The organism is Pseudanabaena sp. PCC 6802 (genome assembly GCF_000332175.1).
Lineage (GTDB): Bacteria > Cyanobacteriota > Cyanobacteriia > Pseudanabaenales > Pseudanabaenaceae > PCC-6802.
The window spans coordinates 12,485-38,943 of the sequence record NZ_KB235912.1 but is presented as its reverse complement, the minus strand read 5'-3'; the positions used below and the strand labels follow the sequence as shown (position 1 = coordinate 38,943).

Here is a 26,459-nt window from a genome sequence, read left to right as displayed (position 1 = left end):
TCTAAATATTGGCTGTGCTTGGGAATTAATTACCCTCGCTCAAGCTGTTTTTGAACATAGAAGATGACGGGGACGGTCGTCCCACTTTTGGAAAACTAAGTAACAATCCTTAATATTTGTGCGCCTGGTTTCTTTAAGTTGTGTAATTTTTTATTAGACTAATCCGAATGATGCATCCATTGCCTACTATGATTAAGGATATTTTGTAAGATTTCTTAAGAAAAGGGAGTTTCTCTAGGCATGGCTATTCCTCTTTTACAATATGCCCCATCTAGCCGCAATCATCGCGTAACTGGCTACGAAATTCCTGGCGACGATCGCCCCAGGATCTTTTCCACTGATAACTTGTTGTCAGGAACTGACATGACCGATCTGATCGAAGCAGCTTATCGTCAGATTTTTTTCCATGCGTTTGCACGCGATCGCGAAGTATTTTTGGAATCTCAATTGCGTAGCGGTCAAATTACGGTACGCGACTTCATTCGAGGTCTTTTACTTTCTGATACTTACAGACGCAGTTTCTACGACCTCAACAGCAACTATCGCTTTGTCGAACAGACCGTACAACGGGTTCTCGGTCGCGATGTCTATAGCGATCGAGAAAAAATTGCCTGGTCGATTGTAGTGGCGACGAAGGGCATTCAAGGCTTTATTGACGAGCTACTCAACAGCGACGAATACCTCGAAGCATTTGGTTACAGTACCGTGCCTTATCAACGGCGGCGCGTTCTACCCGGTCGCGAAGCTGGCGAAATCCCGTTTAATATTCTCTCGCCGCGCTACAACGAGTACTATCGCGCTAAGCTGGGCTTCCCTCAAGTTGCTTGGCAAGCTAACGCACGCAGGTACTCCGCAGCTAACATGAGAGTTGGCGATCCTGCCGAGTTCCTCAACATGGCTCGCAGTATTGGTGCTAGAGGTAATGCACCTCAACGCATCTCTGCTTTGAATATTAATATCCAGGCTTCTCTTCCTCGTAGATAAAGCTTGTGAGGGTGATTTCAGCAGTTTAAACCTCAAATCCGAGCTATTAATAGCTCGGATTTGAGCTAAGCGCCGACAGCCCCACGCCGTCCTCAAAGGCGGCGATGAGAGGATGTGGCGTTTTGCGATTGTATAGCCGACAGATCTGTTAGGACAGCGAGTGTGGGGGCTGCGCCCCCACGCAGGGGTTTTACCCCTGCACCCCGACCTAAGCCTGTTGGCTATAGATATCAGTCGATCTGCAAATATTTTTTTGGTACGAGCTTTTGCACAAAGAAATTACAGAATTTTAGGAATCTCATATGTCCGACAACTCAGAACTTAACTCGCCACCCCAAGACACTCCCGAAGAATTAGCGGAGGTGATTGCGGAGCTAGAGCAATATCGCGAGCGGCTGGTAAATGACACGACGACCATGGCACAAAAAGCCAAGATTCTAAAGGCTAAGATGATGGCTAACCTCGACCCCGACCTCCAAAAAATTGATGCGGCGTTGCAAGAACTGCGCGATCGCTATGCTGCCGTAACCGCCAAGAATTAAACTGTCTTTCCTGCTATAGCAATCCGAAATGATTCGTGCAAGTTAGCGGTCAGCGATCGGCGAAGAAATTTTACAACTCAGATAGGAGTGCTATATGACTGACTCAACTACGTCTAGCGACGATCGCCTGCTGGCGGCTCAAGCCGAGACGGATGCACTGATGGCAATGGTAACCGATCGCATCACGCTCGAAACCTTTGACCCCAACGATCGGCAACTAATGCGACGCATGGTGTTTGAGGGGTTGGGCGATGCGCGAGGACTGGTCAGACTCCGATTTGCCGAGACCTTAGGTGAAATTGGGGAAGTAGCAACCCCAATACTGCTAGAAGCCTTAGCAGATAAATCAAACGTAGTCCTGCGTCGCGCTGCTACCAAGACATTAACGATTATTGCCGACCCCAGAGCCGTGCCAGCTTTATTAGATGCCTTCTTGCACGATGAGGATACTGTGGTGAATGGATCGGCGGCTGGTGCGCTTGCCAGGACGGGCGAGACCGCCGTACCAGCCCTGCTCGATATCCTGGCATCACCGGAATATGCCGAAAGCACTAAAGGTCATGCGGCGTGGGCATTAGCGTTCATTGGTGCCGAAGCTGCCGAACACCTGTACAAAGCTATGGGCTCTGACTCTGTGGACGTTCGTTGCGCCGCGATCGCCGCGATCGCTCAGGTAGCTCAAACCAACTCGGACGAGCGAGCCTGCAACATCTTGATCGCCGCCCTCACCGATGCCGCCGTTGCGATTCGCAATGAAGCCGCCGCCACGCTGGGACAGGTCAACTACCCTCCCGCCATACCGCATCTGATTTTGGCGCTGCGAGATAGCGATGTGGACGTGCGTAAAGCTGCCGTCAGTTCATTGGGCAAGGTAGGCGATACAACCGCACTAGAACCACTGCGAGCCGCTCTCGATGACGAAGAAGAACCCATTCGCCTCCTGGCTAAACTGGCGATCTCTAAACTAGAACGCCGCCTGGCAGAAGGCGATGACGAGTGACATCCTCCCCGCTGCAAGCGGACGGGGCATCCTAACCTCACGATTAGACATTTCTGCCCAACGCCACTGATCTAGAGCCGCCTCATGACGTACTCCCCGACAGACCGACTTGACAGACTGTTTCCCTTCCCCAGAGTCCCTGGGTACAATACAATTCCCGAACTTTGGAGGTTCCGGCAATGCCTGACTTTCACTCTCAATCGGTGGGCTGCGAACCACAACAATTTTATCACGCCCCAAGGGGCGGGGAATTCGACCCTTAGCGATTAAAACTCCCCAGCAGTAAGAAATATGGAATTGAGCGCAAAAGTTAGAGATTTAATTCAAAAAGCTCGAATTGTCAGTTTTTCTACCTGGCAAAATACGCATCCCTCTGCATCGATCGCGCTATTGCAAGCAGCCGACGATGGGGGGCGCTACCTTAGCGATGGAGATTTGCAGCAGATTCAGGCACTCGCCCCAGCATCCACGGCTTTGATACCCGTAGCGACGATGCTGCGCGATCGCGCCACCGACATTGTCGATGCAGCCAGATCCGAAGTGCTGGCAAAATTTCCCGCAATTACAGAGCCTGGTGGCGGTTTGCATCCGCCCGCACGAGCCGAAGCCTGCTGGCGGGATTTCTGGCACTTTCTGCGTTGTATTACCTACGGTATTGTGGGACAGCATACCGACTACACCAGCGCTGAAGGTTTGCACTACATGCAACTGCTCTATCAAGAGTTGCATGTTCCTTTAGATGCAATGGTAGTAGGACTGGAAGGAGTTAAAGCTGCCAGTCTCAAGCACGTAGAACCAGATCGGCAAGCCGCGATCGCCCCTTATTTCGATCGCCTGATCGATGAGTTAAAAAAATTCCGCTAATCCTCCAATATGCAAAGGGAGTGGCGATCGCCACTCCCTTTGAGGAGATTCAAGATGTTACTTGACTAGCTGAGAGCGTTGATGGCGTAGTCGATGTAGGAGTTGGCTTCTGCTGCTCCGTCGCCACTCAAACCATGATTGGCTTTGATGTGCTTCAAGGCTTCAACAAACCAGCTGGGAGACAAATCGAACGTGCGATTGATTTCAGCAATTCCGCTCAATAGATAGTCATCCAATGGACCGGTGCCGCCTACGATTAGGCAGTAGGTCACCATGCGCAGGTAGTAGCCGATGTCTCTGACGCACTTGTCTTTGCCGGTTGGCGTAGAGGCATAGTTAGGGCCACTCATGGTAGTGGTGTAGGGGAACTTTTGGTATACGGCATTAGCTGCTGCGTTAGCCAGACTAGAAGCATTGGCGCTTAATGACTTAGCTGCTTGCAAGCCGGATGATGCTTGACGGAAACGACCGAATGCTACTTGCAGCTCGGTAGAGCTGAGGAAGCGTCCTTGAGAATCGGCGGCGGCGACTGCTTCGGTTAAAGGAGTTTTCATACTGGTAAATTTACCTCTTTAATAGTTTTGTAAAGTTGAGTCAATTACTTCGATGTAGCGATTAGCCAACTGCAGCGGCAGCTCTGTCAAAGTAGCCACCCAATTCTGAAATTAAGCTGGAGCAGTCACCACGGGTTATACCATTCGGATCGTTAGCAATCGCGATCGCGGCATCCTTCATCTTGCCGATACCTACTGCAACGGAAGCACCTGGTGTACCCAAAGCCAGATAGGTTTCGCGCAGTCCATTCAAGCAGCGATCGTCTAGCGCGCTGGAGTCACCTGAGAAGATGGCATAGGTGATGTAGCGCAGGACGATTTCCATGTCGCGCAAGCAGGCGGCCATCCGACGGCTGGTGTAGGCATTGCCACCAGGAGCGGTCAATTGGGGCTGCTCTGCAAACAAAGAGCGTGCAGCATTTGCCACGATTGTAGAAGAGTTGCTCGTAATGCGGTTGACGATATCAATACGCTTGTTGCCATCAGCTACCATTGCGCTAAGGGCATCAATTTGGTCGCCGCTTAGGTATTGGCCCCGTGCGTCAGCTTGAGAGACCACCTTTGCAAATGCGTCTAACATAAACTCAATCTCCTATATTGTTGTTTTGATTAGGATTTAAGGTCAAAAAAAATTTGTTTAAGTTTTGTGCAATCCCTGCACAACCGCAAAGACAACCAAAGTAACAGACAAGCCTGTACGGAACTCTTTGCTTTACTGTACTTTTTTATACTATGTCGTTGGATCGTTATTTGTTACGAATTGTCAACAAAATCTCAACAAACTCCAAAATCTTACTGTCGCGCCAGCAATGAAGCAGCCATTACCAGAAGTTTTAGATGCCCTTAAATCAGGAATTGCCCTTAGTCGGGATTGGTATAAATTTGACCTGCACAAATTGGATTTGCAGAATGTCAACCTCAGCCACGCTCAGTTAATAGGTGCAAATTTGAGCGATACGAACTGCAGTCGTGCAAGTTTACAAAACGCTGACTTGCGAGGGGCGAATTTAAGCGATGCTAACCTGGATGGGGCTAATTTGGAGTCAGCCTGCTTATACCGAGCTGACCTGCGCGGGCTGAACCTGCATGGAGCCAATTTAACAGATGCCAAACTTCAGAGGGCGCTCTTCGACGATCGCACAATTTGGCCAGAAGGATTTGCTTACAAATCGGTGGGAGCGATCGGCCCTGGCGCTAATCTCAACGGTGCCGACCTGAATACGGCAAACCTGCGCTATGTCGATTTACGAGGTGCCAATTTGCTTGGAGCTTACCTGGGCGGAGCAGATCTCACCGGAGCTAACTTACAGGGCGTGCGGCTCAGTAGTGCCGATCTGCGCAGGGCTTATTTAACAGGCGCATCCTTGCGGAAAGCTCGTTTGAATGGGGTAAATTTGGCAGGTGCCGATCTGCGCGCAGCGGACTTAACTGATGTTGAGTTCGATCGCTTTGAAAGTATTGCTGGTGCAGATTTTTCCCACGTACAGGGGCTGACCGCAGCACAGCGATCGCAACTGCTAGGTCACTCCAGTCAAGAATTAGACACCTGGAACTCATTCACGCGACGCACCACGCGGGCGAGCTTAGAAAATGCTAGGGCAGTAAATCTTCCATAGCGGCTCCCACAACTCTGAGATCTGAGTCTTGCCGTAGTTGCAGCATGGCAGCTTTGGCTTCAGGCTCGTCAAAGTGCTTAAGGGCATAGGCCGCCTGTACGCGCAGGCGCGGTGACTCAGCATCCTTAAAACTCAAAAGTTTAGATAAGCTAGCCGTATGTTGAGGCGAGTTGGCAAGACTCCCCAGGGCATTGACAGCAGCTTCTCGCAATGGCTCGTCTTCTCCAATTAAAGCCAGCATGCAGATCTCAAACAACTCGGCGTGGCACTCCAAATCCATAAGTGCCGTCATAATACTGCGCCGCACCAGCCAGTGATCGTCAGTGGTAAATATCTGCACTAAATGCGACGCAGAGATTTTGCCAAACATGGAAATCGAGTTAGCTGCTTCCGCCCTCACGTTGGGCGTACTATCCAATTTCACGATCTGTAGCAAGGCCGCAAAAGATTCCTGCGTGCGATGATTGCCCAATTCCCTTGCCACAAAAGTGCGTACCAGAAATTCTGGATCCTGGGTATGCTGGCTCAGCAGTGGTATAGCTACCTCGGACGGATAATCTTTGAGTGCCGCGATCGCTTTGAGGCGATATTGAAAATCCTGTTGTTGCAGGTCGGTTTCGATTTGATGCAGTTCCATGAGCAAAATTTCAAGCGTTCTATAGCTATAGCCAATAGCCTTAGGACGGGGTGCAGGGGTTCCACCCCTGCGTGGGGGCGCAGCCCCCACACCCCCTGTCCTAAGAGATCTGTCTACGGCTATAACATTAAATTAAACTGAATCCGTGCGGCGATCGCGAGACAAAATTTTGCCTCGATCGTACAGAACAAGGATTACCGAAATATTATTTAGTTTTAGAATTAGAAACTAAAGAAATTAGGTTGCTAATAAACTTAATTAATTTTTGCGAGTATTGAGGTGGAAGTAGTCTTAAGATCGTTATTTTTATAAATAAGCGATGCGTTGTTGTTTGCAATAAAATTTTTGGATATATCTTGACTGCTTGTATCAGTTTTTGATTGGCTTGTTTGAGATCCTCTTTACTAGTTAAATTATTTAAGAAATACAAGTCGCTTAAATACTGATAAGTGATTCCCAAGCTGAGATTTTTGAGAGATTGAAGGTGCTCTGGAGCTGATGCAAAGGAGCGATTGAGGACAGTTAAGATACTCTTTTCCATTAACTCAATATTAGATGACATCGCTTGAGATGACTTGCGATAAAGAACTTGATATTGAGGTACTAGAGCAAAATGACATCGCGCCGCTAGGCGAAGATAATAGTCCCAATCTGCAGTCGCATTTACAGCAGGGTCAAACTCACCGACCAAATCGATATAGTGCCGACGCACCATGATATTTGAGCCACTAGAAATAAAGTTGCTAACTAGAAGGTGGGGATACACATCTCCTTCCAAGTACACGGGAGGTTGCAAAAATAGTAGGTTACTATGCTCGTCGATAAACTGAGTCCAGCTATAAACTACGCCAGCATCGGGATTTTTTTGTAATGCGGCAACTTGTAACTCCAATTTATCTTGTGTCCATAGATCGTCAGCATCTAAAAAACTAATGAATTCTCCAATGGCATTGCTTATGCCTCGATTGCGAGCGACAGATAACCCCCCATTTTCATACGAAAAAACTTTTAAACGAGGATCTGAGATTGTAGAGAGCAAACTTAAAGTATTATCTCGCGAACCATCATTAATGACAATTATTTCAAAATTAGAAACAGTTTGATTAAGAACTGAATGAATAGTTTCTAAAATAGTTTTTTGAGCATTATAAGCAGGAATCACCACAGAAATAAGTGGAAGCATAATCGTTATTTAAAAATGCACAAAGCAGGTGTTCAGATGCTACTACACGTCTGAACACCTGCCTTTTGCGGGATGCTAACTTTATCTGCGAGGCAAAGAAGCTTCGATATTAATGTTGGCAGTAGAAACGCGCGGCGGAGTTCCAGCACCAGACTTGATGCTGCGCGCCATCTTGAGGAATTGGACAGGGTCACCAGTCTTGGGTTTCCTGTCAACGGCAACATAGGAGCCGACCACTGACTGCCAAATGGTTTGCGGGAAGCCGAGCAGATCGCGATGGTACGCATCGTAACGAGGAGATTTGATATTAAAGCGCACCTCGCCTTCAGAACGACCGGCAGTTATGCGTCTTCTTTGATAAGGCACGACATTGTAGCCAAAAGCATCGAGGTATTCGTCGCTATTGAGCAATTCGTTCACAAACCCTGCCACGCCTTTGGTCATAACTACGGCAGACCAGGCAATCTTCTCGCGCTCGCTGTAAACGCGACGACCGAGGGCTTTTTCAATGCAGTGCTCGACAAAGCGATAGTTACTATTTTTGTCGTAGAAGCTTTCGATAAAAGTTTTAGACAGCATTAAGCCGCGCACAAAGTCGCGCACGGTAATTTGGCCGTTGCGCAGTTGCGATTCCAGCACGCGCTCGCGATTGCAGTCAAAGGCATGGAAGAAAATCTGACGATAGGCAGCATCGATGAGGTTGCCCATGTCGTTGTCTGAGAGGATGTTGTCGGTGGAAAAGACTCTGAATTGCTCGTCACCAGGAATATCAAAGTCAACAACGCGCGGGTTTTGACTAGAGGGGGGATATTGTAAAAGAGGAATGGCCATGCTTAAAAAAGCTCCGTTTTCTTAAGAAATCTTGCAAAATACTTTTAATGATAGTAGGCAATGGAGGTATTATTCGCTTTAGTCTAATAAAAATTACATAACTTAAAACATAGGGCGATCCGAAATGATTTGTTTAAGTTATAGCGGTTTTCAGATCGGAAAGAGTAGGGGGGTGGGGGCAACGCCCTCATGACGGGGTAGAATCCCTTCACCCCGTCAATAAAACCTGTTCTCAATTGAAAAACGCTATAGCGATCGACAGTCAGCAGTCAGCGAAGAAATTTTACAATTCAGATAGGGGTGCTACAGATCTACTCGGATGCGCGTACAAAGCATCCGAACAGGTTCACAACTGACTATTTAGCAAGTTACTCAGAAAGTATACTTGTTACAAGCGGTAACTTCTTATTTAAATTGCTAGAGCGCGGCTGAACAGGTAGGTTTTCAAGTCTGGAACCAAAGTCCTGGGTTGGTAAGTTAATTTCCCATCTCCACTTATGAAAATACTGCTTGTAGAAGATGACGAAGCATTAATTACGGTTCTGACTAAGAGCCTGACCACCCGTCATAATTGCATCGTCGATGTGGTCAAAGATGGCGAAGCGGGCTGGAACTATGGCTCAACCTTTGAGTACGACCTCATCTTGCTAGATATCCAGTTGCCTAAGTTAGATGGTATTAGTTTGTGTCAGCGCTTGCGTAGTGAGGGCTACACTACACCGATCGTTTTACTTACAACCCAAAATACAAGTACTGCAAAAGTGCAGGGCCTGGATGCTGGTGCCGATGATTATGTGGTCAAGCCGTTTGATGTGGCAGAATTGAGCGCCCGCATCCGCGCTCTGTTGCGCCGCAGCAGCGGTACTCCTTTTCCTTTAATGTCTTGGGGCGACTTACTGCTCAATCCCAGCACCTGTGATGTTAGTTATAACAGCAAGCACATCACGCTTACAACCAAAGAATATCGCTTGTTAGAAATTTTGCTGTCTGACAGCCAGCACGTGTTTAGTACCGAAGAAATCCTCGATCGCCTGTGGTCGTCTGAGGATTTTCCAGCCGAGTCAACGGTGCGATCGCATATCCGCCGCCTGCGTCATAAGCTTATGGAGGCGGGTGCGCCTGCCGATTTTATTGCCACCATCCACGGTAGAGGCTATTACCTGAAGGCTCCGGATCGCGATGCTGTAGAGGTACGCTACCGTAATATGCCGCTTGAGAAGCCGACTGCGCGGTTAGAGAGCACTTTAGGACTAGGGCAAAGCATTACAGAGAAAACTGACCGGGCAATAGAACAGCAAGCAGCATATTTGGCCTTCCTGAACGAGACCTGGGTTGCTAGCAAGCCTCAGAGTTTGGAGCAGTTGGTCGTATTTTCTCAAGTAGTGCAAGCATTACAGTCGGGTACTCTGACAGAGCAATTGCAGACGCAGGCAAACCAGACAGCGCACAAATTAGCAGGCACTCTAGGTACATTTGGACTCAACCAGGGTATGCAACTGGCGCGGCAATTAGAGAGTTTACTAGATGGCTCTCTTAATTTGGGATTTCAAAATATACCGCTGTTGAAAACTCTCGTGCTCGATTTGCAACAGGAAATTCAAAATACTATCTCAATTGAAAATTTCCCGTTAACTTCACAGGACTTGCCTGTTATATCGTTCGATCGCTCGCAAGATTTACATAACTTACCACTGCTGTTGGTAATTTCTGGGGATTCGCAATTTGCACAAGCTTTAGAACGGGCAGCGCTCAGTAGTGGACTGCGTACTGCGATCGCACCAACTCGAGAAATTGCCCAAGCATGGCTGGATTCTAAGTCCTTTCCCGGTAAGAGCGATCGACTACCCAGAGCCATTTTGTGGCAGATTACCTCCGAGCGCGCTCGCGATTTAGAGCCGATGAATTGGTTGCAAACACTGGCGCTGTCTTACCCTGACCTGCCGATCCTGGTCATCGGCGATCGCAACGAATTGACCGTTCGTTTGGAAGTAGTGCGTCGGGGCGGCACGGTTTTTCTAGAACCGTTCACCTCGCCAGAGCAGGCGATCGATGCCGTCAGGCACCTACTGAGTCAGAGCCACGGTCGCAACGATCCAGAACTGAAGGTGATGATTGTCGATGACGATCGCGACTGGTTGCGGATTTTGCCGACCTCGCTCGCCCCCTGGGGGTTAAAAGTGACGACTCTGGAATATCCACAGGAGTTCTGGACGATCCTGCAAGCCGTCATGCCCGATGTCCTGGTGCTGGATGTCAACATGCCTGAAATTGATGGCTTTGAACTCTGCCAGGTGGTACGCAGCGACCCGCGCTGGCAAAAGTTACCCATTCTATTTCTGAGCGGACTGAGCGATCGTCAGACCCAGAATCGCGCCTTTACCGTCGGTGCCGACGACTATTTATGCAAGCCCGTCGTAGGTGCAGATCTAGCCCATCGCATTCTCAATCGCATGCAGCGCTTGTCAGTTGCATGCAGCGCTTGAGAGCTTGGACACATGCTAGGGAGAAATAAGTTCGCACTTTGAGCGGTTAATTCAGGATTAACTCCTGGACTCGGATTTCTTTGGACTCTTTAATTGTTAGGGCGATCGCATTCAGTAAAAGTTGACATACTCACCGTCCTAAAGGAGCGGTGATTCTTGACGCTTCACTGACTGACGCTACCGAGGTAGTCTTACTCTGTCTCTGCATCCGTTTAGAGTCGTGGCAATGCCCTGTCCCGACTTGGTTTATATTCTTGGCTGCGTTCTCGTCTCGGTCGTGCTCAGCGTTGCAATTCAAGCATTGAACCGTCCGAATTTTTAGATCGAGTTTGCCCCACTTGAAACCGCAATCTGAGCAAACTTGGCTAGTGGGTTCCCATCGATTAATGACGTGAAACTCTCGACCAAACTTCTCAGATTTAGCCTCACACAGCATTCTAAACTCTCTCCAACCTTGCAAACTGATCGATCTAGCCAGCTTGCGATTCTTTACCATTCCCGACACATTCAAGTCTTCTAAAACGATAGCTTGGTTTTCACTCACGATTTTGGTAGACAATTTGTGCAAGAAATCCTTGCGAGTGTCCGCAATTTGATTGTGCAGTTTGGCAATTTGGAGACGAGTTTTGCGCCTGCGATTTGAGCCTTTTTGCTGCCGTGCCAACTGCTTCTGAAGCTTGCGAATTTTACGATCTTGCTTTGAGTAGCTAGGACTCTCAACCTTAGACCCATCAGACATCACAGCAAAAGTTTTAATTCCCAAATCAATCCCGATACTTTGGTTTTCAGCATCGACTTGAACAGGTTCAACTTCTACCACAAAGCTCAGAAAATAGCGGTTAGCTGCATCCTTGATCGCCGTGACAGATGACGGTGCGGCAGGAAGCTCTCTAGACCAAATCGGCTTTAAGCCTCCAATCTTAGCCAGATAAACAATTCCATCAAAAACCTTAAAAGCTGTGCTTGCAAAAGTTGCAGACTGCTGATTCGATTTCTTTTTGAAGGTAGGAGAACCCATCTTTTTACCTTTTCTTTTTCCATTTCTGGAGTTGAAAAAGTTCTTGTAGGCAACGTCTAACTGCCTTAGTGCTTGCTGCAACGGAACCGACGAAACAGAACCTAACCATTCTCTAGCTTCAGTCTTCTTGGCTTGGGTCAACATTGCAGAAAGCTGGTTATACCCTGGAAGCGCTTCAGACTGCTTGCAAATTGCCAAGGCATCATTCCAAACGACCCGCACACAACCAAACAACTGAGCTAAACTCTGTCGCTGTTGGTCAGTTGGGTAGAAACGGTATGAGTATCTTGCTTTCATTGCTTGTGCTAAAATTGGTCTGCAAATGTATTCTAACTTGGTCTGCAAGAAATGACAAGCCAATTACGCAAAGAAAGACACAGTATTTCTAGCCTTAAAATACATTTGGTCTGCGTTACAAAATACCGTAGGGCTGTATTCACTGCTGAAAGTCTTGAACTAATTGAAAAATCGTTCAAGGAAGTCGCTAAAAAGATGGATTTTCAAATTCTCGAATTCAATGGAGAGTCTGACCATATTCACGCGCTGATTGAGTATCCGCCTAAGCTTTCAATCTCTCAGATGGTCAACGCTCTAAAAGGAGTGTCTAGCCGTCGATATGGTCAAGCTGGACACCCAAAACCTTACGGGAAAGATGCTCTCTGGAGTCCTAGCTACTTTGTTAGCTCTGTTGGCGGCGCACCGATTGAAGTGCTGAAGCAGTACATTCGCGAACAAGAAAAGCCGTCCTAGAAGGACGGGGTTTTAGACCCATTCTTCTGATAAAGCCCAAAATGCACGCAATCCCCTGATTTATGCCCAGACTTGCATCAAGCGCGATGAAGATGGTTCTCTAAGAGCAGAGTACGAGAAATGGTTGGAAATGCGCAAAGATACTGTTTATTCGCCCTATAAACCTGAAAAAGTTGTTTTGCCACCACCAGAAGAACGTCCTCGCATTGTAGCTAAAGCAAGAGAATTTTTGCGATCGCGAGGCATCAAGGTCTGAAGTCTCCTGCCTGCGACAATCATAGCGATCGCTCCGCCGCATACTTTGTGACATCTTCATAACATCAATTTAATATTATTATGAGTCTGTTTTGATGTCATAACTGCGATTGGGTTAGCAATTGTCGTCTGGCGATCGCTGCGGCAATGAAGGTCGAGATACTTTTGAGATGGCTGCGTTTTAATACAGATAATATGGTCTTATCTGTATTTCACGCGATAGAACTCCAAAATGTCTGTTAAAATTAATTTTGTCAGTCATTTTGAGTTTCTGCTCATGAATGTCAGTAAAGTTGGACGACGCGGACAAATTGCTATTCCTCGCACAATTCGTCAGGATTTAGATCTAAAAGTAGGCGATCGCCTTGCCTTTGTGCGTAGAGGTAATGAAATAGTCTTACAACCGCTTAAAGCTACCCTGTCAGATTTTCGCGGCAGTATTCCTGTTTCTGAGCCGCAAGACTTTGAAACCATTCGCCAGCAGGTGCTGGATAATCGCGCTTACCGAACAGAAAGCAATGACAATTGAACGAGCTTTTGTCGATACGAATCTTTTTTTGCGCTATCTGACCAATGACATTGCCGTACAAGCCGATCTGGTGGAAGCACTACTGCAACGAGCAGCAGCCGGAGAAATCATCTTAGTGACAACTACTCTGGTAATTGCAGAAATTGTCTGGACATTGGCTTCCTTCTATAAGTTGTCGCGCGAACAAATCCGCGATCGCATTCTGGCAATCCTGAATACACCAGGACTGGAGGTTGCTGAATCCGATCTGTTAATTGAGGCAGCCACCAACTACGCTGCCAAGAATGTAGATTTTATCGATGCCTACAATGCTGCCTGGATCGCACAGCAACGGATCGATGCGGCATACACCTTCGATCGCAAGCATTTTGCTCGGTTTGAAAATATTAACGTAAAAGCGCCAGGCGATCTTTAACATCAAAATAGTATCTGTATCAAATCTTATTGATGTTATATTTAACTCGCTTAAATGCTTTACAGATATCTTAATGATGTCATGGAGATATTAAAATGATCCTTGTGTTTGGAGGCATTAAGGGTGGAGTTGGTAAAACTACCCTGGCAACGAATATAGCTATTCTGCGATCGCAGCAAGGCAAAGATGTCCTCCTCGTGGACGCGGACGACCAGGGGACGGCAAGCGACTTTACCGCCGTGCGCAATGAAACCTTTACCGATCGCGGTGGTGCGGGCTATACCTCGGTAAAACTGCATGGTGCTGCCGTGCGATCGGAAGTACTGCGGTTGACGACAAAATACGATGACATTGCGATCGATGTGGGCGGTCGCGATACGGCAGGACAGCGGGCGGCTTTGTCGGTGGCAGATATATATGTCGTGCCGTTTTTACCTGGCAGCTTTGACGTGTGGACTTTAGATACTGTGGGCGACCTGGTTGAAGAAGCCCGTGCTTTTAACGACAAGCTGAAAGCCATATGCATAATTAATCGCGCCGATGCTAAAGGTGCTGATAATGCGGAAGCAGCAGCGATCGCCTCGGAAACCCCCAACCTCACATATATAGATGCGCCATTGGGTAATCGCAAAGCCTTCCGTAGCGCGGCGGCGCAGGGATTAGCCGTAAATGAGGTAAAGCCGACCGATCCTAAAGCGATCGCAGAGATTGAAAAACTATTTGAATGTCTTTTTGATGTGTAAGTGATATCATCTAGACATTAAAATTAAATCCTATTTATTCTAATCTGAGTCTATTAAGAGGTCGGAATGGTAGTCAAACGGAAGCCAGTCAACGTTGAGGAATTTATTCAAGAGGGCGGCTCAGAAGCGCAGCTTGCCGCGTCGCCCATTACAGTTCCAGAGATAGCAGACGACGAAGTAAAAGGGCTGAAGTTGAGGCTATCCGTGCAGTTGCTGGCCGAAATCGATGCCGCCGTCAAGCGCCGCCGACCTGCGCCCAGCCGCCATCAGTGGATTCTGGAGGCTATTTATGAAAAGTTATCTAGGGGAACGCCTGAGGGTTAAAACTGGAGTTTAGACTAAAAGGCAACAAGAAGCATCTCGCTAGATAGAAACTAGCGAGAGAGAGGATAAAAGGGAAGAAGTTGAGCTAAGCAGTTGCAGCGGAAGCTTTTTTGAGGGGCTTGGCATAGCGTTTTTTGACAGTAGGATAACGAATCCGTTGGGTTCGTTTTTCCCAAGAGGCCAACCTGGAGACTTACCGCGAGGTTTAGGGTCAGGGGAAGGAGAGCCAATCCTGACCAAAACTAAAGCAAAAGCATTTGCAACTCGACCAGGAGACAATTTAGTCATCGGTTTCTGCCAAGGCAGAGGAGAGTCTTGGACAAGTTCACGAGCGAGCCACAATTGCCAAGTAAGTAAAGGCATCAAGTCCGACCAAGTCTCCATCTGAGCAGGGGTAGAAAGCTGAGGGATTGTCCAATGGAGACGTTGACGCACCAAGCGATACCAATGCTCAATGGCAAATCTGCGCAGATATTTTTGCCATACCTCACTCAAGATTGGCTCGTCTTTAGCGACCCAAATCAACCACAGGGGTTTCGATTCAGGCATATCAAGACGTTCGACCAGAATGAGTGTAAAGGGATGGTCTGCGGCTTGCTTTAAGTGCAGGTTTGGCCATCGACGAATTTGCAATCGTCCCAGTTTAGGCTCTGCAATTGTGATGTCTGCTTGGGGAATAGACCAAGTGTCAGAGTCTTTGAGGCTAAATTTCTCTCCATGCTTATGGGGTCGCCCATGCCCCTCGTAATCCTTTGGGGCATGATACAGAACCCGGTTGGGGCGTAGCCTGAGCAGCTTGATACACGGGATGTCTGCTGTTTGCTGCAAAAATGGTGCGCACCCATACTCGCCATCCCCCAGGAAAAGCACAGTCCCAGGAATTTCCGCACAAACCAAGCGTAACTGACTAGCGGCTTTCTGAATCGGGTTCTCGAAACTGGTGATCCGCTCATGCCGCAACGGTAAGGCAAAACTCCCTTCTGACTCTGGAATCCAGGCAATTGTGCTGTATCCTTGCCCCACCGTAACAGGTTTGCTTCCTACTCCCGGTTGAGGTTGATGTTCGTAGGTGCGTTCTTGTAATGTCACCGCATAGGGACGCGACCAGGCTGTATGGTCGCCCGCCAATATCGTCACCTCTGCTGCCGGCATTTGCTGTATGTATTGCTTCATCAAGTCTTCACGTGGAGATGACTATCTTGCAGTGCTTCATAGATACTCGACCACTCCCTCCGAAATAATGGGCTTAACGAAAGTTCCACAAACGATGAAACACTCCGACTCGTCAGTACCGCATCCATCAAGTCGAACAGCGCATCTCTCCCGTTCCCTATAATTTCGTACGTGTACTTGCGAAATTGCTCAAGTTTATCCAAACTAATCATGATGAAGCTGTTGATTTTATAGTCTTTTCAGCTTCCATCATCAAGCGGTCAGTCTGCAATGGCTGGCTGCTTTTTACCACTTTTTAGTCTAAACTCCAGTTAAAAAGGAAAAAGGAAAAGTTAAAATCTTCTTGAAAAGTTGGTAGCTGCTTCTCGCAGTTTTTCTAGCGGGTATTGCTTTTTATAGGTTTCCCACAGCACCCATTCTCCGGCAGTGGTAAAGACGCACTGCACGCCTGAAGGCTGTCCAGTCAAATCGGGCTTATCCGAAGCCGCCACGACCAAATTCAGTTTGTAAGCAAGGTTATACCATTCACTAAATTTTTCTGGCACTTTGCGTTGGACTGGCTGCCACTGTTCATTTAGTGCCTGCCGGAACGTTCCTACAGGATTGGCGAGTTCTTTGCCTTTGGCTTTTTGATGAGTTTTGTATTCCTTCACGGCAGCGATCGCATCTTTGACTACCTGCACGCCAACCTTAGCGATCGCTTCCAGTACCAGAGCGCGAATCTGGGGGTTGATTTTACCGGGTTCGATCAGTTCTTTAATTTCTTGAAAAATTTCAGTTTCATCGGCGGCGGCGGAAGAGCGATCCTCATCTGTTTCTTTTGTTTGTGATGAGTGAGTTTGGTTGTGAGTTTGGGCTTTTTGAGTTTGGTTAGGTTGAGAAATTTTTGAGAGATCTGGATCTGTGAAATTTCCCTGAAAAGTTTCTGGAGGTGTGTTGAGATCTGGGTCTATTTGTAAAGGAAAAATTTCATCCACAACAACAGGGTGGTGGGTGGGTGTTGTTTGTTTATTAAAGTCTTTATGAGTATGAACAGTTCCGAAATCTTTATCCAGTAGGGCTTCTAGCCGTTGTTTGTCTCGCGCATGCAAATCCGATCTCAAAGGTGCGATTATTGTCTCATTTTTGAGACTGGAGTCTCGTTCGCGGTACAAAGTCATAGGCTTACCTTTTACTCTGTCCACACCTGGCGTGTACTCAATCATGCCTAGTTCTTGTAAACGGGCGATCGCGCGGTAATAGGTAGCACGGCTGATGTCTAGCTGCTCGATGACCACGGCGGGGCGGATCTCTACGGTGCGATCGCAAAATGGGTTGAGGGTCTCGATATATTGGAAAATCAAAATTTCGGCGCGGGTTAATTTTTTGCGTGCCATGTCGATTATGTCAGTGGTAACAAGCCTTAGGTGGATCGGGTAGTCAGTTTTAGTAGCCGTGCGCATATTTTTTCCTTTGGTTTTATGTGACGGATTGCCAAAGGAGTGCTACCCTAGAGTTGTCAGGCTCCTGGGGTAGCTGACCTTTGGTCAACCTCAAATTATTTAAACCAGTGTAGAGCAGTTAAGTACTTGCTCCGCACTGGTTTAAAAATTTATAAACTATCTCAACCTATGGTGTATTCACCATCGTTTGTAATAAAGCAAAGTGTCCAGCCATGAATCGAGACATAGCCAATGTCTTCGCATCTATTTTTAATTGCACTATACGATACGGGTATTTTTTGGGCAGGAATATGATCGAAAAATACAGCTAGACAATCTTCTAAAGTTCCGTACTGCCCTCCACGCTGATTTTGCACTAACCACTGCGGAACATCTGGGTCAAAAATGCCCATCTCACCTTAAAAACGCTACATCATAAGTTTATTAAATTTAGTGGTAATCTGTCATCAACAAAACACTGCCAGTGATGAATCAGAGAGGGTTAACGGAGCTTTGATTCTAAGTTCTAATTTAAGTAACATCATTATGATATCAAACAGAGTCTATAGTGATATTAAATGGAGCTAATTTCTTGTCAGTTGTCAAACATTTATTGGGCGATCGCGGCTTACGTTTCATTCAGCGATCGCGCATTTGCCGCAATCCATTTAGACAAGTTTGCCTGCTCTGCTTCAGGTGAGTTGGCTGGCGAGGCAGCTAAATCCAGAAAAAATGCCGCTGCTTCTGCCTCATCTGCCACCAGTTCAAACTCATTCAATTGCAGAAATATATCTACGGCAGTAAGCGCAACTCGCTTGTTGTCATCTACAAAGCAATGATTCTTGATAAACCCATAACCATAGGAAGCCGCCAGGTCAAACACCGTAACATCTCGACCGTAGTGAAATAAATTTTTAGGTTTAGCTAGCGTGGATGCCAGCGAACCTGCATCGAGAATGCCGTAGGAACCACCATGTTCGCGGATCAAAGCATCGTGTATAAGTCGAATTGCACCTTCGGGTATCCACCTGGGTTCGTTCACTGCGCTAGTTGCCGCAAAGCGTTACGGTACTTCTTGCGCGTGACTTCAAAAGCTTGCATTGCCGCTTCAAAGTCTGGGTTATAGGGAGTTAGACAAATACCATCATGGGTTTCGGTCACAAATAACATGTCCCCCTCAGCCAGATTGAGTTTGCTGACTATTTCCTTAGGGAAGGTCGTCCCCAAAGAATTTCCTACTTTGCGAATTTTGAGTTTATCCATACGCTTACTCAATGTTATGTTATTACAGTCGTGTCAACATTGTGATGTTTTCCCAACACGATCGCAATAGCGCCTTAAAGTATTAAAGAGCTTTACCATTTGCCGACATGGATCTGGATCTAATCAAAACCGAGCTGCAAAAGCAGGATTTTTACTATCGCCTCCAGGCGATCGTGGCACTCAAAGATTATCCTGCTGAGGTAGCTCTGCCCCTACTCAAGAACCACTTTCAAGATCCAGAGTTTGTGGTGCGATCGTTTGTAGCCAGACAGTTGGGTATCTACCACACCCCAGAATCGTCCGCAATTCTGATACAGCTTCTAAAAGATAATAACCCCAACGTGCGGGCAGAAGCGGCTAACTCCATTTCCTTGTTTGGCGACAGTACGGCTCCCGATCTGGTCAAAATATTTTTGAGCGACAAGCACTGGCTGGTGCGCATCAGCGTTATGGCAGCGCTGATCGATATGGCACGTCATGCTGAAGTGCTTGAAGTCTGCATTCACGGGGTAGCCGATGAAGACGAAACCGTCCAGGAGACTTCTGTCGATGGGTTTATTAGTCTGGTCGGTTCCCATCAACGTACGGCGGCGCTATCTCAACTCCTGACCTTGAAGGACTCGGAGTTGCCGCACATTCGCATACGGGTGGCTCGCGCCCTCAAACACTTTGACGAGCCTGAAGCCAAAGCCGCCATACTGCAACTACGGCAAGACCCAGATCACCGAGTTGTAGGGGCAGCCATGGAAGATTTATTGCCTTAGCATTACTATATAGCTTAAGTATATTTACTTAAAATTGCGTATCAATATTGACAGAAGTACACAGCCATGCTGCGAGAATGGGACGAACTCGATTAGTTGTGTGGTTGAGGAGAACAGTTATGAATAACATTGCAAAGCTGCCGATTAGGGGGCAAATGCTCTGGAAAGCGGATGGCACGACAACCTATCGCGTCTTATACCTGCGCCATCATTCCTTCGAGCCGTGGCGGCACTATCAAGATTTTCCCCAATATGTCTTACCCGATCCGCCAGGTTTTTCTAAGGGTTATGCCACATTTGTGGACTTGCTCAAAAAGGGCTGGCTGGCTGAACCTTTAGCTCGTTCCTAAACCAACTCTAATGGAGCAGTAGAGTCACTAATGAAACCCCATCCTCAACAGGGATGGGGTTCTCAATTCAAAAATATGTCAAAAGTTTTTATAGCTATAGCCAATAGGCTCAGGACGGGGTGCAGGGGTGAACCCCCTGTGTGGGGGCGCAGCCCCCACACCCCCTGTCCTAACAGATCTGTCTACGGCTATATTAGTTAGCAGCACTAGCAGCAGAGGCGGGTTTGCTCTTTGAGCTTCCTTGTCCGACAGTGCTAATATTGACAATTCTGCCGCCCAAACGAGTAATGCGACGCATCTCTTCATTCATGCGGCTGCGAGGCACGGAAATAAAAACACTACTGCTACTGCGAATAGAATAGCTGTTATTTTCAGTACGGTCGTTCTGCCGCAAGCCTTCTACTTCATAAACAAACGTGCTGGCATCTGCGGTTGTCGAGATGGGACTCGTCATTGATGGTGCTTGTTCTAACATAGCTGTAATATTCCCTAAAAAATTTTGATAAAAGATAGCCCTGCAATATAGATTCAGGACTTACGCAAAGATCCCTCCGGTAATCTCTGAGCAGAGAAATTTAGAGGGATCTTGAAATGCTTGTCAGTGTGGATTGCAAAATCCCGCATTTTATTGCGCGACTGTCACGCTCGAAATCCGACCGCCCTGCTTGCTGATCTGCTCGATCGCGTTGAATAGCTGGTCAAAAGGAACGATGTATTCCTGGTTGCTGCGGCGGATTCTAGGATATCTACCCAGTCTGGCACCTGCTACTTCGATGCGATACAGGCGATCGGTGCTTCCAAATGAAGGACGACCGAAGACGCGACTTGGCATAGTTCCCTTGCTGGAAGGTTGATATGCCCAGCCGTCGCTACCGCCTGAAGGAGCGATAATCGCGGAGACGCTGTTTTTGCCGAGTTCGCTAGCCAGACGAGGGGCAGAGCCGCCTAATTGGGAGCGATCGCTAGTAGCATAGCCGCGATAGAGGCGGAACATGCGGGTAAAACCAGCCGTTTTTTGGCCTACTCCCGTAGTTTCGAGTTCGCGATAGTAAGGTACGGTCGAATCGCCAAAATAGGCATCGTATTCAGCAGAGTCGATATAAGAGTCGATATCTGCTTCAAATCCCTCATTTTGATAGCGATTGAGGTGCTCGGTGATTTCAGCCTCATCGTAGGGAGGGCGGCCTAGCAAGTGCTTAAAGTTCAACTCGATTACCCGGGTTTGGAAATGCGGATAAAGGAATTTTTCTTTGTACAACTCTGTTTTGGCGAGCGCGCGGACAAATTCCCGCACCGTGATTTGACCGTTGTTAAGCAAAGACTCAAGCGCAGGCAGTCGCTCCGATGCCATCAAATGGGCATTGCCAAAGACTTGCCGGTAAGCTGCGTTAATTACGTTACGAGCATCCTCGGATGTCCAGTTGGGCCGGAGTTCAGTGGGGGCTGTGCTAAAGGCGGTAGTTCCCAAACGGGAAGCCGCAGTTGTAATCGCCACGTTTTATTCTCCTTATACGTTTGACTGTTTGACATATCCCCGTCCGCGTGCGAACGGAGATTCCTGCTGATGCCAGCGATCAGGCAGGAGAAATATTGACTACTCGACTGCCACGCTGGCTTAAGCGCTGGAGAGTGGGTGAAAGCTGATCGTAGCTGACTAAGATCTCAGTAGTACCGCGCCGAATTTGGGTAGTACGACCGCTAGCTGCTTGCGTTACAGTTACCCGGTAAAAGTCTCCGCGTCCTCCACTGACAGAAGAACCACCTAAACCTCGTCCGAAACTGGGCGTCCGCACTGGAGTTGCCAAGTTTTGGGCGAGGTCGCGAGTTAGCGAGCCTGATTTATTTCTGCCTTGGGCGCGATCGCTGTTAGCGTAGCCGTTGTACAGATGCAACATGCGGTTGAAATCTACCGTCTTAGTACCCCGTTGAGTTGAAAAACCTCGGTAATACGGAACGATAGAATCGCCAAAATTTTCTTGATATTCCAGAGAGTCAATATAAGAATTTATCTCTGCTTCAAAGCCTTTCTCAACATAGAGATTGACATGATATGAAATCTCTGCTTCGTCAGCAGGCGCGCGACCTAGCAAATGCTTGTAGTTCAATTCAATAAAGCGAACCTGTGGAGTTGAGTAGAAAAACTTATCTCTATACAGTTCGGATTGTGCCAAAGTACGGACAAACTCGCGCACCGAAATATTGCCCTTACGCAGCATAGACTCAGCACCGACTAACCGATCTGATTGCAGTAGGTGGTCGTTGCCAAATACTTGCCGATAAGCCGCTGTAATTACAGCTTGTACGTCATCAGCTAATGCATGCGGCCGCAGCTCCACTGGAGAGTTGGCTGCAAACGGCTCGAACCCTAACTGCCTAGCAGACATGGAACTCGTCATATCTGGGCTCCTTAATAAATTAAAAATATTATTTTTGAAAAAATATGCCCAGAACACTAGACTACGGCTCATGCCACCAGCGAAGAGGCACCAACTGTATTCCATTGTTCTGGGCGAAAGGAAAGCCTTTAGCTCAGGGCATTGATGGCATAGTCAATGTAGGAGTTGGCTTCTAAGCCAGCATCTCCGGTGATACCATGATTGGCCTTGATGTACTTGAGGGCTTCAACATACCAGCTAGGAGCGAGATCGAAGGTTCTGTTGATTTCGGTCAAGCCAGCAATTAGATAGTCATCGATTGGGCCGGTGCCACCAGCAACCAAGCAGTAGCTGATCATGCGGACATAGTAGCCGATGTCGCGAGAGCACTTTGCCTTACCTCTAGGGGTAGAAGCATAGTTGTTGCCTTGCATTTGGGTGGTGTAAGGGAACTTTTGATATACAGCGTTTGCTGCACCTTCAGCCAAGCTGTTGGCCTTACCAGCCAAAGCGCGAGCGGCATCAAGGCTAGCAGCAGCGGTACGATAGCGGCCAAATGCGGTTTGCATTTCAGCGGCGCTCAGAAAGCGTCCTTGAGAATCGGCGGCGGCGACTGCTTCGGTTAAAGGAGTTTTCATACTTGTAAATTTGCCTCTTAATAATTTTGCAAAGTCGTTGTCAGTTTGTTATTGGGTTTTGAAGTCAACTTCCATGCAGGAAGTCTATTCGGGTGTAGCGACTAACCCACTGCAGCGGCAGCGCGATCGAAGTAGCCAGCTAGCTCAGCCATCAAAGAGTTGCAATCACCACGGGTGATGCCGTTGGGATCGTTAGCGATCGCAATGGCAGCATCCTTCATTTTGTTAACGCCAGCAGCAACGGAAGCACCGGGAACGCCTAGAGCTGAATAGGTTTCGCGCAGACCGTTCAAGCAGCGATCGTCTAAAGCGCTAGAATCGCCAGCGAACACGGCATAGGTAACATAGCGGAGGATGATTTCCATATCGCGCAAGCAAGCAGCCATACGACGGTGGGTGTAAGCATTACCACCAGGGGCGATCAGTTGGGGTTGCTCTTCAAACAAAGCACGGCCAGCGTTAGCGACGATCGTGGATGCGTTAGCAGTGATGCGGTTAACGACATCCATGCGCTTGGCACCTTCTGCAACTAAGGACTTCAGGGCATCGATCTGAGAATCGCTAAGATATTCGCCTCTGGTATCTGCTTGAGAAACCACCTTGGTAAAAGCGTCTAGCATCAAAAATCTCCTATTTTGACGTGATGTTATAAGTTCAAAAAAAAGTATTCGCAAAAACCTATTCCCAAACCTGCATCAGGTTAGGCAAACAAATGCCATAAAATGAGATAAGCTTTAGGAATTCCTGAATCCTTGACTCTGTAAGCCAAAGGGTTCAGCGGTCTTTGAACAACTTCATTAAAACAATCTATTTGTGCAGAAAATGTGCAAATTTCTTCTCTTTGACCCCGAAGTAGGTTAAGAAATAATACAAGATTAATCGATCGCGTATAAACTTTCTCGTGCTTAGAGCCTGAAACCCTTGATATATATACATGGATCGCTTAGTTAATCAATAAATTGCGATCGCGATCGATTAATCGAATGTCATCTGTTGTCTATGGCACAGACTGAGAAAGAATTATTCTTTCTATCGTATATGAGTAAAATTACTTACGGAAATTGGAAACTCACTCGCCTAGAGCAAGCCTTGATAGGTGCCACACCATCTGCTCATGACCTATGGTTGCATCTCCATTTTTCTTGTGTTGAAGGGGAATTCGAGTAAGTTAATATCTACAACCTGAGCCTTGGCTCTAAGCGAGACACAGAAAAGTATAAGGGTCGCCCGTATTCGCGCGAAACTATGCGAAATGCTTTAAATCAGTTAGTCGATCGCGGTTTGGTGATCGTCGATCGCAAGTTTCGAGATGGTACCGTGCGGCTCACCATACAGTACCCCCCTGAAGACGACGACAATTCCGAGTCAACTGAAGTTTAACAATGACATCAAAATGGTAATTCACCCAAAACTTAGCCAGACTCGATCGCTCGGAGCCTGACATCTGCAATAATTGGTTAAATCAAATAATAAATTAGGGACAGAAAAAAGAGACTCTATCCTCATCAAAGCCGGATCTACCAAATCTTTTGTGCTTTGAAGGGATACGAAAACTATTCTTTATTCAGGCTTTTAACCGCCCCATGCTCATAATTGTAGCGTGTATTTGGGCGTTGTGAAAGCCCTATGTCCCTGCCATTTTGTAAAAATAAGGCAGGATACTTATGCAATCGACTACTTGGTTCAAACCCGCTCCCGCAAGATTTGCTCACGTCTCAGAAATCCTTGCAGATGCCTATGAAGGACTCTCGAATGCGGCTATCGCTCTAGCCAATTACCTATTTAGAGAAGTTATTGATGGTAAATACGAAGTAATTGCGCTTTACGAATTATCAATTGGCGTTAAACGTAAAACGCCAAAGAATCAGGGGCGTAAATACACTCAGGAAACAATGCGCTCTGCCCTTCAGCAACTGGTTGACTGTGGCCTGGTGATCGTTAAAGACATGTATCGTGGTGGGATCGTGCGTCTTACCGTCAGACATCCTGGCGAAAGAGTGCCCTTTAATAATTCCAAAAAAGTTTTCGGTAATTCAAATAACTTTTCGGCAAATCACGACAAGATTCGGCAAACGCCACTCCCAAACCCGCATTCCTCCGTTATAAATACAGAGGATATTCAAAAAACAACAGACACTCCCCCCCTCCAGTTCGATTGTATGGGTGGGGCATCTCCGTCAAGGGGAGTTACTCATGATGCCTTCCCCTTGACAGAGCCTCTGCCCCACCCTAAAGACGAATTTTTGGGAGGGGGGGAGAAGAATGGTACTTCTGTTTCTGTTGAGCCACTCGTTGAAACACCTCAGGTTGTTATTCCCGCGCCCGCGCCCGAAGCCACACCCGAACCCGTTACGGCTATAGCCAATGCAACTGACCCGCGCCTTGAAGCTGTTGCTAAAGTAGCTGAACTGAACCCGCAGTTACGCGCTGCTGTGATGAATTTCACTCTGGAGCAGGTCTTACAGGCGATCGCCGTACTCAAAGAGCGTCAAGGCAAAGTTGATAACCCCGAAGGCTTTCTGGTCAAAGCGTTACGTGAAGGTTGGAAACCGAAAGCCCCGCGTAGCAATTCTGCCCCGCAAGGCTTTTTAGAGTGGTATAAGCTGGCTCACGAACTCGATATTGTCAGGGCTTCTACCCTTGAAAATGGGGTTTTGCTTGTTTACACCAACGATTCCTCTTGGGTACCTTGGGAGGCAGCTAAAACGATTTACCCCCTTGAGGATTTGATCGAGGCTAGGAAATATAAATTTTTATGAAGTATCTAAGCAAAGCTCAAAGTAACTAGTTGAACTAAGAATTCCCAGTGCGAACACGCGGGAATCGTCTTTTTACAACAAGTCGTCCATCAGTGTCATCACTTTGACTGCTCCTTCTGATAAATGGGGCAGAGGTGTTTCATCTAATTGCCTTTCCAATAAGCCTTTGAGTGAGATCAGCTTCAGACTATTTTCGGCGAGGGTCTGGGCGATCGCTTCGGCAGCGGGTAAGTAACCTATGGCACCCAGATCCGACAATACGGATCGCCGTTGTTGTAGATCGTCATTGCTCAGTTCGCGAATCAGGCGATCGCCGTATTGTGCCGCTTGCTGTGGGTCGGATGTCAGTTGGTACATTGCCCGTGCTGCGGCATATTGAATCCGAGGTGTGAACCGATCCAGAAATGGCTCGATCAGGGGAATAGCGTCGGTTGCCCCCAGAGTTCCCAGTGCTTCCAGGATGGCATCAAAAGGCTGGGGCAGGTGAGGCGGTTCCGGTGCGGGTTGCGTACCGGGAACGTTATCTTGCAGTAAATCTACTAGCAACGAAAGGCAAGACACGTCGCCCAACATCTCCAGCGACTGCGCCGCCGCTTCTCGCACGTAAAAATCCGAACAGGACAAGGCTCGCATCAAAGGCGGTACGGCACGGCGATCGCCTAATTTCCCTAAAGCCCGAGCGGCGTTGCGCCGCAAAGGATAGCCGCCCGCATCCGTGCGATCGTCTTCATCTTCTAAAGCTCTAATCAAGACATCTATTGCCTCTGGCGCATCGACGCGGAAGCGCCCCAACCACCAGGCAGCATATACGCGCAATCCCAAATCCTCACCCTGGAGGTTAGCGATCGCCTGCTCCACGGTTAATTGATTGTCGTCTTGGATGCGAGCGGATTGATTTTCCATGCTAATTTTTAGGTTTTTTAAGTTATGTAATTTTTATTAGACTAAAGCGAATAATAAACCCGTTGCCTACTATGATTAAACATAT

The 26,459-nt window shown here is 47.6% G+C and carries 32 protein-coding genes and 1 pseudogene; 16 read left to right on the top strand and 17 right to left on the bottom strand.

Annotated elements, in window-relative coordinates:
• Positions 1-240 precede the first annotated feature (240 nt).
• The 4 genes from PSE6802_RS0105120 (at position 241) to PSE6802_RS0105105 (ending at position 3,390) form a co-directional block, all read left to right on the top strand.
• Positions 241-984 carry a phycobilisome rod-core linker polypeptide gene (locus PSE6802_RS0105120; RefSeq protein ID WP_019498987.1) on the top strand — a complete coding sequence of 248 codons (744 nt, stop codon included), beginning with the start codon at positions 241-243 and terminating at the stop codon, positions 982-984.
• Between the two features lie 302 nt (positions 985-1,286).
• Positions 1,287-1,526: a hypothetical protein gene (locus PSE6802_RS0105115; protein ID WP_019498986.1), complete on the top strand. Its 240-nt coding sequence runs from the start codon at positions 1,287-1,289 to the stop codon at positions 1,524-1,526.
• 94 nt (positions 1,527-1,620) lie between these two features.
• The gene (locus tag PSE6802_RS0105110; RefSeq protein ID WP_019498985.1) at positions 1,621-2,526 is read left to right on the top strand and encodes a HEAT repeat domain-containing protein; all 906 of its coding nucleotides are present in this window, start codon (positions 1,621-1,623) and stop codon (positions 2,524-2,526) included.
• A gap of 291 nt (positions 2,527-2,817) precedes the next feature.
• Positions 2,818-3,390 (top strand): globin family protein, encoded by a 573-nt coding sequence (locus PSE6802_RS0105105; protein ID WP_019498984.1) that lies wholly within the window; start codon positions 2,818-2,820, stop codon positions 3,388-3,390.
• 65 nt (positions 3,391-3,455) lie between these two features.
• Here the strand turns inward: PSE6802_RS0105105 and cpcA (PSE6802_RS0105100) are convergent, their stop codons facing one another.
• A complete protein-coding gene (gene cpcA, locus PSE6802_RS0105100) occupies positions 3,456-3,944 on the bottom strand; it encodes a phycocyanin subunit alpha (RefSeq protein WP_019498983.1) in 489 nt (162 codons plus the stop codon).
• A gap of 61 nt (positions 3,945-4,005) precedes the next feature.
• On the bottom strand, positions 4,006-4,524 hold the full coding sequence (locus tag PSE6802_RS0105095; protein WP_019498982.1) for a phycocyanin subunit beta: 519 nt from the start codon (positions 4,522-4,524) through the stop codon (positions 4,006-4,008).
• A gap of 229 nt (positions 4,525-4,753) precedes the next feature.
• Between PSE6802_RS0105095 and PSE6802_RS27840 the strand changes: the two genes are divergently transcribed.
• Entirely contained in the window at positions 4,754-5,560 is an 807-nt protein-coding gene (locus PSE6802_RS27840) for a pentapeptide repeat-containing protein (protein ID WP_019498981.1), read from the top strand.
• On the opposite strand, the gene PSE6802_RS0105085 is transcribed toward PSE6802_RS27840, so the two are convergent.
• From PSE6802_RS0105085 to PSE6802_RS0105075, 3 genes are all read right to left on the bottom strand, one after another.
• Positions 5,538-6,197: a HEAT repeat domain-containing protein gene (locus PSE6802_RS0105085; RefSeq protein ID WP_019498980.1), complete on the bottom strand. Its 660-nt coding sequence runs from the start codon at positions 6,195-6,197 to the stop codon at positions 5,538-5,540. The genes PSE6802_RS27840 and PSE6802_RS0105085 overlap by 23 nt on opposite strands.
• A 205-nt stretch (positions 6,198-6,402) precedes the next feature.
• Positions 6,403-7,380, bottom strand: coding sequence for a glycosyltransferase family 2 protein (locus tag PSE6802_RS0105080; RefSeq protein ID WP_019498979.1), 978 nt, complete (start codon positions 7,378-7,380; stop codon positions 6,403-6,405).
• Between the two features lie 81 nt (positions 7,381-7,461).
• A complete protein-coding gene (locus PSE6802_RS0105075; RefSeq protein WP_019498978.1) occupies positions 7,462-8,211 on the bottom strand; it encodes a phycobilisome rod-core linker polypeptide in 750 nt (249 codons plus the stop codon).
• Positions 8,212-8,708: 497 nt separating this feature from the next.
• On the opposite strand from PSE6802_RS0105075, the gene PSE6802_RS0105070 reads away from it, so the two are divergent.
• A complete protein-coding gene (locus PSE6802_RS0105070; RefSeq protein ID WP_019498977.1) occupies positions 8,709-10,694 on the top strand; it encodes a response regulator in 1,986 nt (661 codons plus the stop codon).
• A gap of 130 nt (positions 10,695-10,824) precedes the next feature.
• Here PSE6802_RS0105070 and PSE6802_RS0105065 read toward each other — a convergent pair whose 3' ends face one another.
• A complete protein-coding gene (locus PSE6802_RS0105065) occupies positions 10,825-12,009 on the bottom strand; it encodes an RNA-guided endonuclease InsQ/TnpB family protein (protein ID WP_019498976.1) in 1,185 nt (394 codons plus the stop codon).
• 51 nt (positions 12,010-12,060) lie between these two features.
• On the opposite strand from PSE6802_RS0105065, the gene tnpA reads away from it, so the two are divergent.
• The 6 genes from tnpA to PSE6802_RS0105035 all read left to right on the top strand — a co-directional run bounded on the left by tnpA (position 12,061) and on the right by PSE6802_RS0105035 (position 14,728).
• Positions 12,061-12,462: an IS200/IS605 family transposase gene (gene tnpA / locus PSE6802_RS0105060; protein WP_019498975.1), complete on the top strand. Its 402-nt coding sequence runs from the start codon at positions 12,061-12,063 to the stop codon at positions 12,460-12,462.
• 130 nt (positions 12,463-12,592) lie between these two features.
• A complete protein-coding gene (locus PSE6802_RS35205; protein WP_019498974.1) occupies positions 12,593-12,718 on the top strand; it encodes a hypothetical protein in 126 nt (41 codons plus the stop codon).
• Between the two features lie 231 nt (positions 12,719-12,949).
• Positions 12,950-13,246: an AbrB/MazE/SpoVT family DNA-binding domain-containing protein gene (locus tag PSE6802_RS27835; protein WP_019498973.1), complete on the top strand. Its 297-nt coding sequence runs from the start codon at positions 12,950-12,952 to the stop codon at positions 13,244-13,246.
• Positions 13,236-13,661: a PIN domain-containing protein gene (locus PSE6802_RS0105045; RefSeq protein ID WP_019498972.1), complete on the top strand. Its 426-nt coding sequence runs from the start codon at positions 13,236-13,238 to the stop codon at positions 13,659-13,661. The genes PSE6802_RS27835 and PSE6802_RS0105045 overlap by 11 nt, the downstream gene beginning before the upstream one ends.
• 95 nt (positions 13,662-13,756) lie before the next feature.
• Positions 13,757-14,404 (top strand): nucleotide-binding protein, encoded by a 648-nt coding sequence (locus PSE6802_RS0105040; RefSeq protein ID WP_019498971.1) that lies wholly within the window; start codon positions 13,757-13,759, stop codon positions 14,402-14,404.
• A gap of 66 nt (positions 14,405-14,470) precedes the next feature.
• The gene (locus PSE6802_RS0105035) at positions 14,471-14,728 is read left to right on the top strand and encodes a hypothetical protein (RefSeq protein WP_019498970.1); all 258 of its coding nucleotides are present in this window, start codon (positions 14,471-14,473) and stop codon (positions 14,726-14,728) included.
• 85 nt (positions 14,729-14,813) lie between these two features.
• On the opposite strand, the pseudogene PSE6802_RS27830 reads toward PSE6802_RS0105035, so the two are convergent.
• From PSE6802_RS27830 to PSE6802_RS0105005, 5 genes and pseudogenes are all read right to left on the bottom strand, one after another.
• Positions 14,814-16,113, bottom strand: a pseudogene (locus tag PSE6802_RS27830) (NF041680 family putative transposase).
• Positions 16,114-16,233: 120 nt separating this feature from the next.
• Entirely contained in the window at positions 16,234-17,343 is a 1,110-nt protein-coding gene (locus PSE6802_RS0105020; protein ID WP_019498969.1) for a helix-turn-helix domain-containing protein, read from the bottom strand.
• A 161-nt stretch (positions 17,344-17,504) separates the two neighbouring features.
• Positions 17,505-17,735 carry a hypothetical protein gene (locus PSE6802_RS0105015; RefSeq protein ID WP_019498968.1) on the bottom strand — a complete coding sequence of 77 codons (231 nt, stop codon included), beginning with the start codon at positions 17,733-17,735 and terminating at the stop codon, positions 17,505-17,507.
• A 215-nt stretch (positions 17,736-17,950) separates the two neighbouring features.
• A complete protein-coding gene (locus tag PSE6802_RS0105010) occupies positions 17,951-18,364 on the bottom strand; it encodes a type II toxin-antitoxin system death-on-curing family toxin (RefSeq protein ID WP_019498967.1) in 414 nt (137 codons plus the stop codon).
• Positions 18,361-18,585, bottom strand: coding sequence for an AbrB/MazE/SpoVT family DNA-binding domain-containing protein (locus PSE6802_RS0105005; protein ID WP_019498966.1), 225 nt, complete (start codon positions 18,583-18,585; stop codon positions 18,361-18,363). Before PSE6802_RS0105005 ends, PSE6802_RS0105010 begins: the two co-directional genes overlap by 4 nt.
• Positions 18,586-18,692: 107 nt before the next feature.
• Between PSE6802_RS0105005 and PSE6802_RS0105000 the strand changes: the two genes are divergently transcribed.
• Entirely contained in the window at positions 18,693-19,349 is a 657-nt protein-coding gene (locus tag PSE6802_RS0105000; RefSeq protein ID WP_019498965.1) for a HEAT repeat domain-containing protein, read from the top strand.
• Positions 19,350-19,468: 119 nt separating this feature from the next.
• Complete coding sequence (locus tag PSE6802_RS0104995) at positions 19,469-19,699, top strand: hypothetical protein (RefSeq protein WP_019498964.1); 231 nt, start codon at positions 19,469-19,471, stop codon at positions 19,697-19,699.
• Positions 19,700-19,892: 193 nt separating this feature from the next.
• Here the strand turns inward: PSE6802_RS0104995 and PSE6802_RS0104990 are convergent, their stop codons facing one another.
• The 5 genes from PSE6802_RS0104990 to PSE6802_RS0104970 form a co-directional block, all read right to left on the bottom strand.
• Complete coding sequence (locus PSE6802_RS0104990; protein ID WP_019498963.1) at positions 19,893-20,174, bottom strand: phycobilisome linker polypeptide; 282 nt, start codon at positions 20,172-20,174, stop codon at positions 19,893-19,895.
• 150 nt (positions 20,175-20,324) lie between these two features.
• Positions 20,325-21,194: a phycobilisome linker polypeptide gene (locus PSE6802_RS0104985; protein WP_019498962.1), complete on the bottom strand. Its 870-nt coding sequence runs from the start codon at positions 21,192-21,194 to the stop codon at positions 20,325-20,327.
• Between the two features lie 79 nt (positions 21,195-21,273).
• A complete protein-coding gene (locus PSE6802_RS0104980) occupies positions 21,274-22,095 on the bottom strand; it encodes a phycobilisome linker polypeptide (RefSeq protein ID WP_026103067.1) in 822 nt (273 codons plus the stop codon).
• A gap of 128 nt (positions 22,096-22,223) precedes the next feature.
• Positions 22,224-22,712, bottom strand: a complete 489-nt coding sequence (gene cpcA, locus PSE6802_RS0104975) for a phycocyanin subunit alpha (protein WP_019498959.1) — start codon at positions 22,710-22,712, stop codon at positions 22,224-22,226.
• A gap of 101 nt (positions 22,713-22,813) precedes the next feature.
• Positions 22,814-23,332 (bottom strand): phycocyanin subunit beta, encoded by a 519-nt coding sequence (locus PSE6802_RS0104970; protein WP_019498958.1) that lies wholly within the window; start codon positions 23,330-23,332, stop codon positions 22,814-22,816.
• A 625-nt stretch (positions 23,333-23,957) separates the two neighbouring features.
• On the opposite strand from PSE6802_RS0104970, the gene PSE6802_RS35195 reads away from it, so the two are divergent.
• Both PSE6802_RS35195 and PSE6802_RS0104960 read left to right on the top strand, forming a co-directional pair.
• A complete protein-coding gene (locus PSE6802_RS35195) occupies positions 23,958-24,092 on the top strand; it encodes a hypothetical protein (RefSeq protein ID WP_019498957.1) in 135 nt (44 codons plus the stop codon).
• 284 nt (positions 24,093-24,376) lie between these two features.
• Positions 24,377-25,471: a hypothetical protein gene (locus PSE6802_RS0104960; protein WP_019498956.1), complete on the top strand. Its 1,095-nt coding sequence runs from the start codon at positions 24,377-24,379 to the stop codon at positions 25,469-25,471.
• Positions 25,472-25,543: 72 nt separating this feature from the next.
• On the opposite strand, the gene PSE6802_RS0104955 is transcribed toward PSE6802_RS0104960, so the two are convergent.
• The gene (locus PSE6802_RS0104955) at positions 25,544-26,374 is read right to left on the bottom strand and encodes a HEAT repeat domain-containing protein (protein WP_019498955.1); all 831 of its coding nucleotides are present in this window, start codon (positions 26,372-26,374) and stop codon (positions 25,544-25,546) included.
• Positions 26,375-26,459: the final 85 nt, after the last annotated feature.

Coding starts and splice junctions, on each gene's coding strand:
- PSE6802_RS0105120 (WP_019498987.1), top strand. CDS start 241: ATGGCTATTCCTCTTTTACAATATGCCCCATCTAGCCGCAATCATCGC.
- PSE6802_RS0105115 (WP_019498986.1), top strand. CDS start 1,287: ATGTCCGACAACTCAGAACTTAACTCGCCACCCCAAGACACTCCCGAA.
- PSE6802_RS0105110 (WP_019498985.1), top strand. CDS start 1,621: ATGACTGACTCAACTACGTCTAGCGACGATCGCCTGCTGGCGGCTCAA.
- PSE6802_RS0105105 (WP_019498984.1), top strand. CDS start 2,818: ATGGAATTGAGCGCAAAAGTTAGAGATTTAATTCAAAAAGCTCGAATT.
- cpcA (WP_019498983.1), bottom strand. CDS start 3,944: ATGAAAACTCCTTTAACCGAAGCAGTCGCCGCCGCCGATTCTCAAGGA.
- PSE6802_RS0105095 (WP_019498982.1), bottom strand. CDS start 4,524: ATGTTAGACGCATTTGCAAAGGTGGTCTCTCAAGCTGACGCACGGGGC.
- PSE6802_RS27840 (WP_019498981.1), top strand. CDS start 4,754: ATGAAGCAGCCATTACCAGAAGTTTTAGATGCCCTTAAATCAGGAATT.
- PSE6802_RS0105085 (WP_019498980.1), bottom strand. CDS start 6,197: ATGGAACTGCATCAAATCGAAACCGACCTGCAACAACAGGATTTTCAA.
- PSE6802_RS0105080 (WP_019498979.1), bottom strand. CDS start 7,380: ATGCTTCCACTTATTTCTGTGGTGATTCCTGCTTATAATGCTCAAAAA.
- PSE6802_RS0105075 (WP_019498978.1), bottom strand. CDS start 8,211: ATGGCCATTCCTCTTTTACAATATCCCCCCTCTAGTCAAAACCCGCGC.
- PSE6802_RS0105070 (WP_019498977.1), top strand. CDS start 8,709: ATGAAAATACTGCTTGTAGAAGATGACGAAGCATTAATTACGGTTCTG.
- PSE6802_RS0105065 (WP_019498976.1), bottom strand. CDS start 12,009: ATGAAAGCAAGATACTCATACCGTTTCTACCCAACTGACCAACAGCGA.
- tnpA (WP_019498975.1), top strand. CDS start 12,061: ATGACAAGCCAATTACGCAAAGAAAGACACAGTATTTCTAGCCTTAAA.
- PSE6802_RS35205 (WP_019498974.1), top strand. CDS start 12,593: ATGCGCAAAGATACTGTTTATTCGCCCTATAAACCTGAAAAAGTTGTT.
- PSE6802_RS27835 (WP_019498973.1), top strand. CDS start 12,950: ATGTCTGTTAAAATTAATTTTGTCAGTCATTTTGAGTTTCTGCTCATG.
- PSE6802_RS0105045 (WP_019498972.1), top strand. CDS start 13,236: ATGACAATTGAACGAGCTTTTGTCGATACGAATCTTTTTTTGCGCTAT.
- PSE6802_RS0105040 (WP_019498971.1), top strand. CDS start 13,757: ATGATCCTTGTGTTTGGAGGCATTAAGGGTGGAGTTGGTAAAACTACC.
- PSE6802_RS0105035 (WP_019498970.1), top strand. CDS start 14,471: ATGGTAGTCAAACGGAAGCCAGTCAACGTTGAGGAATTTATTCAAGAG.
- PSE6802_RS0105020 (WP_019498969.1), bottom strand. CDS start 17,343: ATGCGCACGGCTACTAAAACTGACTACCCGATCCACCTAAGGCTTGTT.
- PSE6802_RS0105015 (WP_019498968.1), bottom strand. CDS start 17,735: ATGGGCATTTTTGACCCAGATGTTCCGCAGTGGTTAGTGCAAAATCAG.
- PSE6802_RS0105005 (WP_019498966.1), bottom strand. CDS start 18,585: ATGGATAAACTCAAAATTCGCAAAGTAGGAAATTCTTTGGGGACGACC.
- PSE6802_RS0105000 (WP_019498965.1), top strand. CDS start 18,693: ATGGATCTGGATCTAATCAAAACCGAGCTGCAAAAGCAGGATTTTTAC.
- PSE6802_RS0104995 (WP_019498964.1), top strand. CDS start 19,469: ATGAATAACATTGCAAAGCTGCCGATTAGGGGGCAAATGCTCTGGAAA.
- PSE6802_RS0104990 (WP_019498963.1), bottom strand. CDS start 20,174: ATGTTAGAACAAGCACCATCAATGACGAGTCCCATCTCGACAACCGCA.
- PSE6802_RS0104980 (WP_026103067.1), bottom strand. CDS start 22,095: ATGACGAGTTCCATGTCTGCTAGGCAGTTAGGGTTCGAGCCGTTTGCA.
- cpcA (WP_019498959.1), bottom strand. CDS start 22,712: ATGAAAACTCCTTTAACCGAAGCAGTCGCCGCCGCCGATTCTCAAGGA.
- PSE6802_RS0104970 (WP_019498958.1), bottom strand. CDS start 23,332: ATGCTAGACGCTTTTACCAAGGTGGTTTCTCAAGCAGATACCAGAGGC.
- PSE6802_RS35195 (WP_019498957.1), top strand. CDS start 23,958: ATGCGAAATGCTTTAAATCAGTTAGTCGATCGCGGTTTGGTGATCGTC.
- PSE6802_RS0104960 (WP_019498956.1), top strand. CDS start 24,377: ATGCAATCGACTACTTGGTTCAAACCCGCTCCCGCAAGATTTGCTCAC.
- PSE6802_RS0104955 (WP_019498955.1), bottom strand. CDS start 26,374: ATGGAAAATCAATCCGCTCGCATCCAAGACGACAATCAATTAACCGTG.